17 protein-coding genes are annotated in these 13,309 nt (G+C 59.1%); 9 read left to right on the top strand and 8 right to left on the bottom strand.

Annotated elements, in window-relative coordinates:
• The first annotated feature begins 45 nt into the window (after positions 1-45).
• The 6 genes from P5706_RS24955 to P5706_RS24930 all read left to right on the top strand — a co-directional run bounded on the left by P5706_RS24955 (position 46) and on the right by P5706_RS24930 (position 3,706).
• Positions 46-732 (top strand): hypothetical protein, encoded by a 687-nt coding sequence (locus P5706_RS24955; protein ID WP_285682466.1) that lies wholly within the window; start codon positions 46-48, stop codon positions 730-732.
• Complete coding sequence (locus P5706_RS24950; RefSeq protein ID WP_200430628.1) at positions 722-1,111, top strand: hypothetical protein; 390 nt, start codon at positions 722-724, stop codon at positions 1,109-1,111. The genes P5706_RS24955 and P5706_RS24950 overlap by 11 nt, the downstream gene beginning before the upstream one ends.
• Before the next feature lie 129 nt (positions 1,112-1,240).
• Positions 1,241-1,792, top strand: coding sequence for a cytochrome b (locus P5706_RS24945; protein ID WP_285682464.1), 552 nt, complete (start codon positions 1,241-1,243; stop codon positions 1,790-1,792).
• 40 nt (positions 1,793-1,832) lie between these two features.
• Positions 1,833-2,384 carry a tetratricopeptide repeat protein gene (locus P5706_RS24940; protein WP_285682462.1) on the top strand — a complete coding sequence of 184 codons (552 nt, stop codon included), beginning with the start codon at positions 1,833-1,835 and terminating at the stop codon, positions 2,382-2,384.
• A gap of 60 nt (positions 2,385-2,444) precedes the next feature.
• Positions 2,445-2,942: an RNA polymerase sigma factor gene (locus P5706_RS24935; RefSeq protein WP_285682460.1), complete on the top strand. Its 498-nt coding sequence runs from the start codon at positions 2,445-2,447 to the stop codon at positions 2,940-2,942.
• Entirely contained in the window at positions 2,939-3,706 is a 768-nt protein-coding gene (locus P5706_RS24930) for an anti-sigma factor family protein (RefSeq protein WP_285682458.1), read from the top strand. Before P5706_RS24935 ends, P5706_RS24930 begins: the two co-directional genes overlap by 4 nt.
• Before the next feature lie 2 nt (positions 3,707-3,708).
• Here the strand turns inward: P5706_RS24930 and P5706_RS24925 are convergent, their stop codons facing one another.
• From P5706_RS24925 to P5706_RS24905, 5 genes are all read right to left on the bottom strand, one after another.
• A complete protein-coding gene (locus tag P5706_RS24925; RefSeq protein WP_285682456.1) occupies positions 3,709-4,728 on the bottom strand; it encodes an AraC family transcriptional regulator in 1,020 nt (339 codons plus the stop codon).
• A gap of 17 nt (positions 4,729-4,745) precedes the next feature.
• On the bottom strand, positions 4,746-5,567 hold the full coding sequence (locus P5706_RS24920; protein ID WP_285682454.1) for an SDR family NAD(P)-dependent oxidoreductase: 822 nt from the start codon (positions 5,565-5,567) through the stop codon (positions 4,746-4,748).
• 120 nt (positions 5,568-5,687) lie between these two features.
• Entirely contained in the window at positions 5,688-6,107 is a 420-nt protein-coding gene (locus tag P5706_RS24915) for a type II toxin-antitoxin system YafO family toxin (RefSeq protein ID WP_200430621.1), read from the bottom strand.
• A gap of 6 nt (positions 6,108-6,113) precedes the next feature.
• Positions 6,114-6,260 (bottom strand): hypothetical protein, encoded by a 147-nt coding sequence (locus P5706_RS24910; RefSeq protein ID WP_200430620.1) that lies wholly within the window; start codon positions 6,258-6,260, stop codon positions 6,114-6,116.
• 187 nt (positions 6,261-6,447) lie between these two features.
• A complete protein-coding gene (locus tag P5706_RS24905) occupies positions 6,448-7,386 on the bottom strand; it encodes a LysR family transcriptional regulator (protein WP_285682452.1) in 939 nt (312 codons plus the stop codon).
• A 156-nt stretch (positions 7,387-7,542) separates the two neighbouring features.
• Here P5706_RS24905 and P5706_RS24900 point away from each other — a divergent pair, with 156 nt between their 5' ends.
• The 3 genes from P5706_RS24900 (at position 7,543) to P5706_RS24890 (ending at position 11,452) form a co-directional block, all read left to right on the top strand.
• Complete coding sequence (locus P5706_RS24900; protein ID WP_285682450.1) at positions 7,543-8,862, top strand: MFS transporter; 1,320 nt, start codon at positions 7,543-7,545, stop codon at positions 8,860-8,862.
• A gap of 13 nt (positions 8,863-8,875) precedes the next feature.
• Complete coding sequence (locus P5706_RS24895; RefSeq protein WP_285682448.1) at positions 8,876-10,105, top strand: Zn-dependent hydrolase; 1,230 nt, start codon at positions 8,876-8,878, stop codon at positions 10,103-10,105.
• 321 nt (positions 10,106-10,426) lie between these two features.
• Positions 10,427-11,452, top strand: coding sequence for a histone deacetylase family protein (locus P5706_RS24890; RefSeq protein ID WP_285682446.1), 1,026 nt, complete (start codon positions 10,427-10,429; stop codon positions 11,450-11,452).
• Positions 11,453-11,614: 162 nt separating this feature from the next.
• Here the strand turns inward: P5706_RS24890 and P5706_RS24885 are convergent, their stop codons facing one another.
• From P5706_RS24885 to P5706_RS24875, 3 genes are read right to left on the bottom strand one after another with little or no spacing between them, the layout of a single operon-like run.
• Complete coding sequence (locus P5706_RS24885) at positions 11,615-12,493, bottom strand: SMP-30/gluconolactonase/LRE family protein (protein WP_200430615.1); 879 nt, start codon at positions 12,491-12,493, stop codon at positions 11,615-11,617.
• A 50-nt stretch (positions 12,494-12,543) separates the two neighbouring features.
• Positions 12,544-12,858 (bottom strand): type II toxin-antitoxin system RelE/ParE family toxin, encoded by a 315-nt coding sequence (locus P5706_RS24880; RefSeq protein ID WP_285682444.1) that lies wholly within the window; start codon positions 12,856-12,858, stop codon positions 12,544-12,546.
• Positions 12,855-13,271 (bottom strand): ribbon-helix-helix domain-containing protein, encoded by a 417-nt coding sequence (locus tag P5706_RS24875; RefSeq protein WP_285682443.1) that lies wholly within the window; start codon positions 13,269-13,271, stop codon positions 12,855-12,857. Before P5706_RS24875 ends, P5706_RS24880 begins: the two co-directional genes overlap by 4 nt.
• Positions 13,272-13,309: the final 38 nt, after the last annotated feature.

The raw sequence follows: 13,309 nt of genomic DNA, 5'->3' as shown, positions 1-13,309 counted from the left end.
TCGTTTGGAATGTGGGGTTCGTGGAGCGGATACGATGCTTTTGCGTTGCACAACTACGACCTGCTACAAAAAATACTCGGTTATGCCTCACTTGGGGTCGGTACCGCCGGTGATGCCTGGAGCCGGCATCTGCAGGGAATTGGTAAAACGCTTGATGAGATTGATGCATTGCATAAACAATCCCTGCGGCAGGGCGGTGGCGTAGTGCGGGGTGACTTCCTGGCCCGCCGTCAAACGCTGTTCGCTAAACTAGAAGCGCAGATGCGCGGGTTCGCCCATTATGGCTCGGGTTTGCGCAATGAGGGTTCGATCAAGAAAATGCTGGGGATTTCCACCAGGAGTTACCTGTACACCGGGGAAATCAATCGCTATGCCGAAAGGGTTTCGCACATCGCCAAGACGGCGAAGGTGCTTAAGACGGGCACGCCGTTGGGGGTTGTTTTGAGCACTGCGTCCACCGCGTTGGAGATCAAGGAGGCATGCTCAACGGGGCGGGAGGAGCAATGCATGAAGGCGAAGTATGTGGAGGTGAGCAAGCTGGGTGGAGGCGTTTTGGGCGGGATGGCAGGTGGGGCTATGGCAACAGCATTATGTGTCGTCGTATTAGGCCCTACTACCGGGCCGGGCGCATTGAGTTGCTTATTAATCGCGGGTGGAACCGTCGGCGCAATTGGCGGCAGTTATGGGGGGGCATTCGGTGAGTACTTAGGGGAGAAAATCTATGAGTATTGACTATTTATTCAATCATCCTCTGAAGTTCTGGTTTGATGCGGGAATCATGATGGTGGCGCTAATGTTCAATGTGAGTAGTCTTTTCCTGGTGTGTCGACGGTTAGATGAAATGGAGGGGCTTTTAAATAAATGCAGCCTTGTTACGTTTAACAAACAATACTGGGGCAATTCATTACGCGGAAGAATGATTCGACTGTGCTCCGTCATGGCTACAGTTGCGATGCCATGGTGGAACATAAAACGCGGTATCGTGGATCGGCAGCAGGTGCAGAATTTTCCTCGCGGTCTCAAACATCTATTTCAGGGCATGACTATTGGAGGAGGCGTTTTTATAACAGTGGCTACTGCTGACACCTTGTATAGATGGCTAAGGCATTAACCCCAAAAGCCCCGTGGCCCAATAGACCTCGGGGCTTCTTCGTTTCCCGATCAGCAAAAATTATTCGCCCCTCACCGAATAACTTCTACCACTGCGGTGTTCACTCCACAGGCCACCCAGGAAACGCCCATGAACACAGCATCCGACCGCTATGACCGTCTCACCCGCAGCTTCCACTGGCTGACCGCCGCCGTGGTGATCTTCATGTTTGCCAGTGCACATATCTGGGAAAACCTGGAGAAGGGCACACCGCTGCGCAAGAGCCTGCAATCGGTGCATATCTCCTTGGGCATCGCCATGGCGCTGCTGGTTGCCGCACGAATTGTGTGGCGTGTGTTCGGCGGCACTCGGCCCAAGGCCGACAGTCACTCAGCACTTAACCTGCTGGCGAAATTGGCGCATGGTTGCCTGTACCTGTTGCTGGTGTCGCAGATTGTGTTGGGCTTCCTGTTTCGCTGGGCTCAAGGTGAGCCTTTCAATTTTTTTGGACTGTTTACCGTGCCCGCGCCTTTTGTGATCGATCATGCCTGGCGGGGCACCTTGGGCGGCCTGCATAACAATGTGGCCTGGGCGATCATCCTGCTGGCAGGCGTGCATGCCGTTGCTGCGCTCTGGCATCACTACGTGCTGGGCGACAGCACGTTGTGCCGCATGCTGCCGGGCTCACGCAATGCGCTTTGACAGTGATGTTTCCTCCCTATCGTTACGGAGTAAGACAACCATGAAGGCTCGCCACCAACACCCCGTTACCTACCGCACCGCGCTGTTCTTCGGCGCTTGCCTGGCCGCCGCTTTGCTCGCAGGCCAGGCCTACGCCTCCGGCGATGAGTCGGCCCCGCCCAAGCCCAACTGCCCCAAAGGCCAGGTTTGGGACACCAAGACCGGTAAGTGCGTGCTGCAAACCAGCAAGGCCACCTCCGATACCGACCGCACCGATTACGCCTACCGCCTGGCCAAGGACGGGCGCTTTGATGAGGCGCTGGCCTTGCTCGACACCCTGCAAAATCCCAACACCGCCAAGGCCCTCAACTATCGCGGCTACGCCACGCGCAAGCTGGGGCGCACCGATGAAGGCATCAGTTATTACCTCAAGTCGGTTGCACTCGACCCCAACTACGCGCAGGTTCGCGAGTACCTGGGCGAGGCCTATGTGATCAAAGGCCGGGTCGACCTGGCGCAAGAGCAACTGGTGAAAATCAAAGCCTTGTGCAGTACCACCTGCGAAGAATACGAAGACCTGGCTGCCGCCATCGCCGCAGCGCCACAGGTTTGAACGCCATGAACCTGTCCGCAGGAGGCAGCCATCGTTCGGGACGCTGAGTTTCGCCGCGAGTTGGGCCAGTTGTTGCCCCGGTTATGGCGATATGGGTGGGTGTTGTCGCGACAAAAGCACTTGGCCGAAGATTTGGTGCAGGCCACCTGCGTAAGGGCGTTGGAGCGTGCCGGGCAATTTGTGGCCGGCACGCGCCTGGATCGCTGGTTGCTGGCGATCATGCACTCGATCTGGCTCAACGAACTGCGCTCGCAACGGGTGCGCCAAGGGCAGGGGTTTGTCGATGCCGAACAGGCATTGTCGTTTGATGGTGAAAGCCAGGCACAGCAGCAAATCCTGGCTGCGCAAGTGATCAAGCGGGTTAACGGCTTGCCCGAAGCGCAGCGCGAAACGGTATTTCTGGCGTATGTCGAAGGGCTTTCATACAAGGAAATTGCCGAAATCCTGCAGATACCTATGGGCACGGTGATGAGCCGGTTGGCGGCCGCCCGCATTAAGCTGGCCGAAGCCGCCTCCCCAACAGCCCAGCAGGATAAAGCCAACGGAGAACGGCGATGAGCCACACCGACACACCGTCCGATGAGCAACTGGTGGCCTATCTGGACGGCGAACTGAGCACCGACCAGCATCAACGGATCGCCGACCAGGCCAGCGCCGACCCGGCGCTTGCCGCACGCCTGCACACATTGCGCTGCGCCGATTTGCCGTTCAAGGCCGTCTTCGACTCGGTGCTGGAACACGCCCCGACTGAGCGCCTGCACGCGATGCTCAACGCCTTGCCACCCGCGCCGCCCCAAGCCTGGACCCGTCGGCGTTTCCTTGCCGTCGCCGCGAGCTTCGCGGTGGCCGGCGTGGCGGCCGATCGCCTGTTCATAGGGTGGCAGCGTGCTGAACCCGGCCAAGGCTGGCGCGCCTCGGTGGCCGAATACATGGCCTTGTACACGCCAGACACTCTGGAAAATCTCAGCCTTGACCCGGCCTCCCACGTGGCCCAGTTGACCGCCGTGGGCGCACAACTGGGCGTGTCGTTATCGCCTGAGTCCGTGAGTCTGCCTGGCGCCGAGTTCCGACGGGCGCAGATCCTCGACTATGACGGCGTGTTGATTGGCCAGCTCACCTACCTCGACCCACGCCATGGGCCTTTGGCACTGTGCATCACCGCCAGTAAAAAGGGCGTGCAGCCACTGGCCACCGAGCAGCGGCGAGGCATGAACGTGGTGTATTGGGCCAATCCTGCGCATGCTTTCATGCTGATTGGGAGAAACCCGGTTGAGGATTTGCAGCACCTGGCCAGTAGCGTCGAGCGGCGTTTGCCGGCCTGACCTCAGTGAGTCATCTGCTGTGCTCGCCAGCGCGCCGGCGTGGTGCCTTCCCAGGTGCGAAAGGCGCGGTAAAACGAATTGGTGTCTTCATAGCCGAGCAGGCAGGCAATCTCCTCAATTTCGATGCTTGGCTCGCTCAGCAAATGGCGCACAACCTCCTGGCGCGTCTCCAGCATCAGTTGGCGAAAACTACTGCCTTCTTCGGTGATACGCCGCTGCAACGTGCGTTCGCTCATGCCCAGTTCGCGGGCCACTTCGACCATCTCCGGGCGACCGCTGGCCAGGATGCGCTTGAGGGCGCCCTTGACCTGTTGGCTGATCGTGGCCGTTGCCGTCGCTTCGGCCAAGGCCGCGACCAGGGCCGGGTTCAACAGGTCGAGCAGTTCGGGGTTGTGACTGGCGAACGGCCGTTCCAGATCGGCGATGTCGAACACCATTGCGTTACGCTCGGCACCAAAGTGCACAGCACAGCCAAAAAAGTCAGACAGAGCGTGATTGTCCGGCGCAGGCCGGGCCAACTCGACACTGCGCGGCGTGATGTGTACCCCTGAGCCGCGCCGGCCCAACTCCACAAACGTGGCAAAGGCCGCATCGATCAACAACGTGGGTGAGTGCTGCTGGGTGCGCAGCCAGTCGACAGTGACGGTGCAGTAAGCGCCGTCTTCGATTACCCGCACACGCTCGGGTGTGCACAGTTGTTTGAAGCGTGCGAGACGGTGCAGGCCATCGCGAAAGTCGCGGGCAATAAACGCCGCAAAGCTGGAAGGCGGCAGGGTACTGCTGTCCAGTTGGGTGACCATTCGCACGGCCGCCGCCGGGTCGTGGTTAAGCACGCCCACGGCCTCCCACAAACGGAAGAATTCCTCGGTATTGACCTGGCGCCTATCGCGACGCTCACGAAGGTTGAGCGTTACGGGCAGGCGTGCCTGACGCAACACCGTCGCAGGTTCCAGCCCGATCGTTCGCAGGGCGTGCCAGAAAACGTCCGGGATATTGAACCGGGGTTGGCGTGCGTCAGGCATGCAGCACCTATCTCTAATTAATCCGAGGCCGACACACTCAGGTCATGCCATTTTTCGTCACTGGCCGCCAGGTCGGCCGCTGCGTGCGCTGCGTACTGCACCGCATCACTGCCGATCAGCAGGCGCAACGGCGCGTCCTTGCTCAGGGCCAGCTCCAGCACAATCTCGGCAACCCGCGCAGGACCCGTCGGCAGAATACCGGGGGAGTTGAGCAGTTCAACCAGCGCTCCGACGCTTTGCTGGTAAGGCGCGCTGATGGTCGGGATGGTCATGGAACTGCCTGACCAATCTGTGCGCATGCCGCCCGGCTCCAGCACCGTCACCTGCACGCCGAACGGATTGACCTCCTGTGCCAGGACGGTTGAAAACCCTCCGACCGCCCATTTCGCACTCTGGTAAGCCGCCAGGCCCGCCATGCCAATCCGCCCGCCCAGTGACGATACCTGAAAGATATGCCCGCTGCCCTGGGCACGCAGCACCGGCACCACGGCCTTGCTCACATACACCACACCGTAAAAGTTGGTATCGATCTGTGCCTTGAAATCTTCCAGGGTCACATCCTCAACCGAGGCCAGGTCACCGTAACCCGCATTGTTGACCACCACATCCAAGCGACCAAAGTGCGCCACAGCGGCGTCGACGGCCTGCACCACCTGCTGGTGGTTGGTCACATCCAAAGCCTGCGGGTAAACCGCATCACCGAATTCGGCGACCAGATTATCCAGCTGGTGCGGGTTGCGTGCAGTGGCAACCACACGATCACCGGCGCGCAGGGCGGCCTCGGTGATGGCGCGGCCAAGGCCACGGGAACTGCCGGTAATAAACCAGATTTTGGACATGTGAACACCTCTTCGTGTGGGATGGCTGTTGCAGCCAGTGAACGAAGGATGGTCGATGGCGGTTTTTAAGGCACTAGCAGGAAGGCGCCAAGTGACTTGCAAAAGGCGCCATTTAGTTTGTCAGTAGTCTTCAAGATCTGGAAAGGCGATGCGCCCCAAAATCCACGGTGTCACTACATCGTTATGGATTGTCCGCAGAAACGATCCCCACTCGGTACGACTGTGCGCATCCGGGCCCATAATGGTTAGTAGAAGGTAACTGTCACAGTAATCGTCATAGGCGTAAATAAACCAGAAGTCGTTCTCTGGGTCATTCAGGGTATTTGTGCGGTAGTACTGACGCTTGATCTTGACCCATCGGGCTTGCGTTGGAGCGGTGCCGGCCAAGTGGATATGGTGCATGTCGCTAAGGTCGAGACTTTCATCTCGGCCAAAGATGGAGGGGAGTTCGCCGCACACTTTGTAGTTAAAAAAGTGCGCGGCGAAATTTTCCCAGCGATTGATTGCTAGAAACAGTGGGGAAATTTTGACGGCGGGCATTCAATCCTACTTGGAGATTGGAAGCTTGCCGCTGATCACATAGGTGTCGAAGACTTTTTGACCATCACGCGCGGCTTGCCGGACATCAAGGAATGTCAGCTCTTCGCTGACGGCCTTTTTGCGCGACTTGTCGACTTTTTTGGTGGTGGCCATCGGAGCCTCCGAAGGATGTGTGTTCATGGCGTCCAGCTTAAGTGAATAGTGATTACTGATCAAACAGCGCCTCGATGCGCTGGCTCACAAGACTGTATGTGCTGTTTAGGCACTCCTTCAAGGTCTTCACTGAAGGACCCGTCTGGTAAGAACGTCAGGCAAATCTCTAAGTACCCAGTAGGCGTTTTTAATGCGCCAATCGAGCCAAAAGACACTCTGTAAACACCGTTTCCGCCCGGCTCATCTTCTGCTCCCGATTCCACAGCAGATGAATATCCACATCCGCAATCCCTTCATCCGGCGGCAGCCGCCATAGCAGCCCCTGCTTCACATCGTCTGCCACCACATGGATCGGCAGGCAGCCCAGGCCGTAGCCCGCAATCACCAGCCGGCGCACTTCTTCAAGGCTTGATGATGACGCCACGATGCGCCCACTAAAGCCTTGCTGGTCTCGAAAGATCGTCAGCGGCGACAACATGCCGCCGATCTGGTCACTGGTAAAACTGACGAAGTTCTCCGACTGCAAATCGCCCTCGGCCAACCCGGTGCGGCCGAACAGTGGATGGTGTTTGCCGCAAAAAAACGCATAGCGCTGGCGCAAAAACAGGTGCTGTTCCAGGCGTGGTTGTGGCCGACGGTTGAGGCTCAAGCCCAGGGTCGCGGTTTTTTCCAGCAGGGCAGCGACGATGTCCGAACTGCGCATCACCTCCACTTCAAGGTCCACCCGTGGGTGCTCGCGGTGAAAGCCTGCGAGGAAGTCGTCGAAGGTGTCCGAGTTGATGCGGCTGATCATCAGCAGGCGCACCTTGCCGATCACTTCATCGCCAGGCTTTTGCAGGGCGTTGCTCATCTGCGAAACCTGGCCATAGATCTCGCCGGCAATGGCGAAAATCTGCTCACCGGCTTCGGTGAGTACAAAACGCGGGCCACGGCGGGCGATGAGTTGGCAGTCGAGCTGTTCTTCAAGGCGTTTGAGCGCCTGGCTGATCGCCGGTTGGGTCAAGTGCAGGCGCGCGGCGGCGCGGCTGATGCTCAGTTCCTGGCCGATCACGCGGAAGGTGCGCAGCAGGTTCCAGTCCAGGCGGTCGTTGAGCAGCGGGTGAATGTCGCGGCGCGTCTCGGGCATGCAATCGCTCGATAATAAGCAGGATTTATAATTTGAATAATAAATAGAAAATTGACTAATCATAGCCCCGCGACGATAAATTACCTTAACAAGCGCCCCTAGAGCGCATCGGTTTGACTTTCTCCTGCCAAAAAAATAACCAAAGGAGCCCGCCCCATGAAGCCATCCGCTTCGCCGCAGCCGCGCCGTGCTGCGGCCGCCGCTTTTATCGGCACCATGATCGAGTGGTACGACTTTTACATCTACGCTATCGCCGCTGCGCTGGTGTTCGGCCAACTGTTTTTTCCCTCCGAAGACAAACTGTTCAGCACCATGGCCGCCTTCGGCACCTTTGCAGTGGGCTTCTTCGCACGGCCGCTGGGCGGCATTGTGTTTGGGCATATCGGTGACCGTATCGGGCGTAAAAAATCCCTGGTGATCACCTTGGTGATGATGGGCGTGGTCACCGTGTGTATCGGCCTGTTGCCTACCTATGCACAGATCGGCGTCGCGGCACCGGTGCTGCTGGTTCTGCTGCGCGTGGTGCAAGGCATCGCCGTCGGTGGCGAGTGGGGCGGGGCGGTGTTGATGGCTGGCGAACATGCGCCTAAAGGCCGGCGCAATTTCTTCGCCTCCTTTGCACAGCTCGGCAGCCCGGCAGGTTTGATTCTGTCGCTGCTGGCCTTCAGTGCGGTCACCCGGTTGCCGGAAGAAGACCTGCTCAGTTGGGGCTGGCGTTTGCCATTCCTGGCCAGTGCGCTGTTGCTGATCGTCGGCTTGGCGATTCGCCTGGGTGTAAATGAATCCCCCGAGTTCCTGGAAGACAAAGCCATCGCCGAAAAGGCGCGGGCGATCAAGAAAGACCAGGCGCCCGTCATCGAAGTGCTGAGAACTGCCTGGCGCCCACTGCTGTTGTGCATCGGTGCCAATACCCTGGGCATCGCCGGTGTGTATTTCACCAACACCTTCATGATTGCCTACAGCACTCAGCAATTGGGCCTACCGCGCTCGCTGATTCTGGAATGTCTGTTCGTTGTCGCCATCATCCAATTCTGTGTGCAGCCACTGGCCGCCTGGGCCGCCGAGAAGGTCGGCGCTACGCGTTTTCTCTGCGCCATGACGGTGCTGGCGATGGCCTCGCCGTACCCGATGTTCGTGCTGGTCAGCAGTGGCCAGGCGCCGTTGATTATTCTCGGTATCGCCTTGGCGGTGGTGTGCATGGCGTCGTTTTATGCAGTGATCGCAGGTTTTGTCAGCGGGCTGTTCGAGACGCGCGTGCGCTACACCGCGATCTCGTTGGCCTACCAGGTGTGTGGTGCGCTGGCCGGTGGCTTGACGCCATTGATTGGCACCTGGCTGGCCCATGAATACCAAGGCCAATGGTGGCCGATGGCAGTGTTTTACAGCCTGATCGCGGCGGTCTCGTTGGTGTGCGTGCTGGCATTGTCACGCCGCCATGCCAGCGCTCACCGGCTTGAAATGGCACACGGCATTTGAGGGAGGTTTTGCAATGTTGAAGATTAATGGCCAGCGCCTGTGGGCCAGCCTGATGGACATGGCCGAGATCGGTGCCACGGCGCGTGGCGGCAGTTGCCGGCTGGCCTTGAGTGCCGAAGACAGGGCCGGGCGCGAGCTGTTCAGCCACTGGTGCACCGCCGCCGGGCTGAGCCTGAGCGTGGACGCCATCGGCAACCTGTTCGCCCGTCGCGCCGGCACCGACCCGGACGCGGCCCCGGTATTGATGGGCAGCCACCTCGACACCCAGCCCGAAGGCGGGCGCTTCGATGGCGTGTATGGCGTACTGGCTGGTCTGGAAGTGATCCGCAGCCTTGATGACCATGGCATTCAGACCCGTAAACCACTGGAAATTGCCGTGTGGACCAACGAGGAGGGCGCCCGATTCACGCCGGCGATGCTCGGTTCGGCGGTATTCACCGGCACTTTGGCGCTGGAACAGGCGCTGGCCACGGTAGATGTCGACGGCGTCAGCGTGGCCGAAGCGTTGCGCACCACCGGCTACAACGGTGAGCGCGCTTTGGGTGGAGCGGTGGATGCGTATTTCGAGGCGCATATCGAGCAAGGTCCGATCTTGGAAGACAATGCCAAGAGCATCGGCGTGGTCACGGGTGGCCAGGCGATTCGCTGGCTCGATGTACGGGTCGAAGGCATGGCCGCGCACGCTGGCACCACGCCGATGCCGTTGCGTAAAGACGCCCTGTATGGCACCGCGAAAATGATCCAGGCCCTGGAAAACCTGGCGACGGATTTCGCCCCTGAAGGGCTGACCACCGTCGGCGAGTTGAGCATTGCCAAATCCTCGCGCAACACTATTCCCGGCTTGCTGAACTTCACCGTCGACTTGCGCCATCATCGCGATGCCGACATTGAGGCCATGGAGCAAGAAGTGCGTGCTCGCTTGCAGGCGATTGGCGAGAAGCGTGGCCTGACGGTCACTATCAGCCCTCACTGGATCAGCCCGGCCACACCATTCGATACCGAGTGTGTCGCCTGTGTGCAGTCGTCGGTGGATGCCTTGGGTTACAGCCAGCAACGCATTGTCAGTGGCGCCGGTCACGATGCAATTCACCTGGCGCGTTATTGCCCGACGGCGATGATTTTCATCCCGTGTGTCGGTGGCCTTAGCCACAATGAAGCCGAAGACGTATTGCCTGAGGACGTGCGCCAAGGCACCGATGTATTGCTTAACGCCGTGCTGCAACGCGCGGGCCGCACCAATTGACGACTCACATTTACTAGCCACACCGGATACAAAAGTGGGAGCTGGCTGCCTGCGATAGCGGACTATCAGCCGACATCTCTGGCACTTATAAATTGCCATCGCAGGCAAGCCAGCTCCCACAGGTTCCGTATTGCTTAACGCCGTGCTGCAACGCGCTGGCCGCACCAATTGACGACTCACATTTACTAGCCACACCGGATACAAAAGTGGGAGCTGGCTTGCCTGCGATAGCGGACTATCAGCCGACATCTCTGGTACTGATAAATTGCCATCGCAGGCAAGCCAGCTCCCACAGGTTCCGTGTTCAGTCAGGAGTACTGCATGAAGACCTTTTTCCATCCCGAACAGCTCTTGCACCACCCGCGCAGTTATTACTCTCGTGGTCAGATGCGTACACCGCAGGAAGTCCCCGAACGTGCCCGCAACTTGCTGGTGGCCGCGCAGACTTTGGGCTTTGAAATTCAGCAACCGTCGGATCATGGCCTCGATCCACTGCTCGCCGTACACGCTGCGCCTTACCTGACCTTCCTTCAGGAAGCCCACCAGCGCTGGAAGGAAATCCCCGAAGACTGGGGCGACGAGGTCATGTCCAACATCTTTGTGCGCGAACCCAATGCCCTACGCGGCATCCTTGCCCAGGCGGCGCGTTACCTGGCGGATGGCAGCTGCCCGATTGGCGAGCTCACGTGGCGCTCGGCTTATTGGTCGGCGCAAAGTGCTGTCGCCGCCGCCAAGGACATCCTCGACGGCGCACCGGCCGCCTACGCGTTGTGTCGCCCGCCGGGTCACCACGCGCGTTTCGATGCGGCGGGTGGTTTTTGCTATATCAACAATGCAGCGGTGGCGGCGCAGGTGTTACGCGAAGGTTTCCAGCGCGTTGCGGTGCTTGATACCGACATGCACCACGGCCAAGGTATCCAGGAGATTTTCTACCAGCGGGATGACGTGTTGTATGTGTCTATCCACGGTGATCCCACCAACTTCTACCCTGGCGTTGCAGGTTTTACCGACGAGCGCGGCAGCGCTGCCGGTGAAGGGTTCAACCTCAACCTGCCGATGGCCCACGGTTCCAGTGAAGCGGTTTTTTTTGAGAAGCTCGAACTGGCCCTGGCGGCGGTGAAGGCGTTTTCGGCGGAGGTGTTGGTGTTGTCCCTGGGCTTTGATATTTACGAGCTGGACCCGCAAAGCAAAGTCGCGGTGACCCGCGAAGGGTTTGCGCGGTTGGGCGAGTGCATTCGGGCGTTGGGGCTGCCGAGTGTGATCGTGCAGGAAGGTGGGTATCACCTGGAGACGCTGGACAGTAATGCGCAGGCGTTTTTTCGCAGCCCGCAGGCCTGGAAGCGCTGATTCAGCGTCGGTTCCTCCATCCTCTTACCCGTTCATAGGTGACGACCTGCCGCTCTCGCAACACCAACCCACTCTGACGAGAGGTGGTGTTGCAAAAGAAGTGTCCTGTTCAATTTATGACAGGTTTGCGAGCGTTCAAATTGGCCCGTACTGCAAAATTTTTTAAGGCGACAGCGTGCGAGTCTCAGGCGTCAGCTCCAATACCCGATTCCTGCCACCTTCCGCTACCAGGTAGGTGCCACGATTGGTTGGCACAACCGACTGCGGCGCCTTCAGGAACGACAAAATCGTCTGTTGCCGCCCCTGTTTATCAATCAGCAACAACCTTGCCCGGTGCGTCGAATCTTCATTGACCCATAACCCGCGCTCATCGCACATCAAGAACGTGGGTTTGTTCAGGCCTGCCAGCACCACCGGATCGCTGCCGTCATCGGTCAGCTCGCGCACCACGCCTTTTTTCTTCTCGGTGTAGAGCATTCGGCCATCGGTGCAACGGGTGATGGATTCACCTTCGTGCAGCTTGTCGCGCACCACGGTCAGCGTTTGATCGCTCCAGCGATAACGCAATAGCCGCCCGTTATCCTTACGGTCCTCGATGGCGTAGAGGTCGTCGCCCTCAACCCACAGGCCTTGCACGTTTTCGCCGCGAAACAGCTCGGTCACCACGCCGTCCTTGAGAAAGCTGACCGGGGCGTCGCCGGTTTCCTGGCTGAACACCCAGCCGCCATGGGTGGCGAACATGCCATCGGGCTTGGACAGGCTGCCCACCACCACGTCACGTCGCCCGTCGGGGTGGATACGTACGATGCTGCCTTTGGCGTCATTGAGTTCCTGGCTGATCATCAGCGAGCCATCCGGCATAGGCATCAACGAAGCGGCTTTGGGCACGTCACTGTGCACGGTTTGCACGCTCCAGCCAGTGGCAGCGCTGACGGGGTAGAAGCTTTGCCAGGCGAAAAAGCCCAGGGTCGCAACAGCCAGTAAGCCGGTCAGGCTTAACCCCCAGCGCAAAGGTCGACGCGGGTTTGGGGTGTCAGTCATTTGTTCTTCCTTGTTTTTGGGCACGCCATCGGTGGGCGTGAGGCCTGCTCTCACCCGTGATTCTGAAATTGAGCGGCGTAATCCTGGCCGCCGTAAAACACGCCCAGGATCGACACGGTTTCAGTCTCGGCGGCCACGCTGAATGCGATGGCGGTGGTGTGCCGGTAATGGGTGATGCGCAAGGCGGGCAGCAGGTCGTTACGGCATTTACCGCGCAATGGAAACACGCTAAGGCTGTCGCAGCAGCTGATGATGTTGTCGATAAAACGTGCTGCAACATCGGGGGCTTCGGTTTTGCTGATGTAGTCTTCAAGGGCGTCCAGTTGGGCTAACGCCTCAGGCGCAAAGGCTACCGTATAGCTCACGGTTTTTCTGTACCGGTTCGCTGGTGTTTGGCTGCCATGTGTTCGCGAACCTGCTCGGTGGAGAGCGCTCGGCCAGGGGCTGCCTCGAGAGCGGCGGCGGCGGGGATCACCTGGTCGCGCAACCAGTCTTCCATGGCGCGATCACGGGCCATCAGCGCCCTGAGGCCGTCGCGTATCACTTCACTTTCGCTCGCATATTCACCGGAGGTGACCTTGGCTTTGACCAGGGCGGCCATTTCGAGTGGCAAGGTAATACTCATTTGCTGGGTTGAGCGCATGTCGAAGCCCGCGGGCAGTGGGTAGGATTCAATCCTACTCGACCATTGGCGTGTTGCAAGGAGCAACTGACCGATGTCGGTGTCCGGCATCTCATCGTCGATCCAAAATAGGTAGGGGTTCTGGCAGGTTTCCATGAGCGTTTCTCTCTCCTGTTGAATAACTCAGGTTGCAA

Origin of the sequence: Pseudomonas sp. ChxA, assembly GCF_030263855.1 — a bacterium.
Lineage (GTDB): Bacteria > Pseudomonadota > Gammaproteobacteria > Pseudomonadales > Pseudomonadaceae > Aquipseudomonas > Aquipseudomonas fluorescens_CB.
The sequence above is the reverse complement of the archived record's forward strand: the minus strand, read 5'-3'. Positions and strand labels throughout refer to the sequence as shown.

Coding starts and splice junctions, on each gene's coding strand:
- P5706_RS24950 (WP_200430628.1), top strand. CDS start 722: ATGAGTATTGACTATTTATTCAATCATCCTCTGAAGTTCTGGTTTGAT.
- P5706_RS24945 (WP_285682464.1), top strand. CDS start 1,241: ATGAACACAGCATCCGACCGCTATGACCGTCTCACCCGCAGCTTCCAC.
- P5706_RS24940 (WP_285682462.1), top strand. CDS start 1,833: ATGAAGGCTCGCCACCAACACCCCGTTACCTACCGCACCGCGCTGTTC.
- P5706_RS24930 (WP_285682458.1), top strand. CDS start 2,939: ATGAGCCACACCGACACACCGTCCGATGAGCAACTGGTGGCCTATCTG.
- P5706_RS24925 (WP_285682456.1), bottom strand. CDS start 4,728: ATGCCTGACGCACGCCAACCCCGGTTCAATATCCCGGACGTTTTCTGG.
- P5706_RS24920 (WP_285682454.1), bottom strand. CDS start 5,567: ATGTCCAAAATCTGGTTTATTACCGGCAGTTCCCGTGGCCTTGGCCGC.
- P5706_RS24915 (WP_200430621.1), bottom strand. CDS start 6,107: ATGCCCGCCGTCAAAATTTCCCCACTGTTTCTAGCAATCAATCGCTGG.
- P5706_RS24910 (WP_200430620.1), bottom strand. CDS start 6,260: ATGGCCACCACCAAAAAAGTCGACAAGTCGCGCAAAAAGGCCGTCAGC.
- P5706_RS24905 (WP_285682452.1), bottom strand. CDS start 7,386: ATGCCCGAGACGCGCCGCGACATTCACCCGCTGCTCAACGACCGCCTG.
- P5706_RS24900 (WP_285682450.1), top strand. CDS start 7,543: ATGAAGCCATCCGCTTCGCCGCAGCCGCGCCGTGCTGCGGCCGCCGCT.
- P5706_RS24895 (WP_285682448.1), top strand. CDS start 8,876: ATGTTGAAGATTAATGGCCAGCGCCTGTGGGCCAGCCTGATGGACATG.
- P5706_RS24890 (WP_285682446.1), top strand. CDS start 10,427: ATGAAGACCTTTTTCCATCCCGAACAGCTCTTGCACCACCCGCGCAGT.
- P5706_RS24885 (WP_200430615.1), bottom strand. CDS start 12,493: ATGACTGACACCCCAAACCCGCGTCGACCTTTGCGCTGGGGGTTAAGC.
- P5706_RS24875 (WP_285682443.1), bottom strand. CDS start 13,271: ATGGAAACCTGCCAGAACCCCTACCTATTTTGGATCGACGATGAGATG.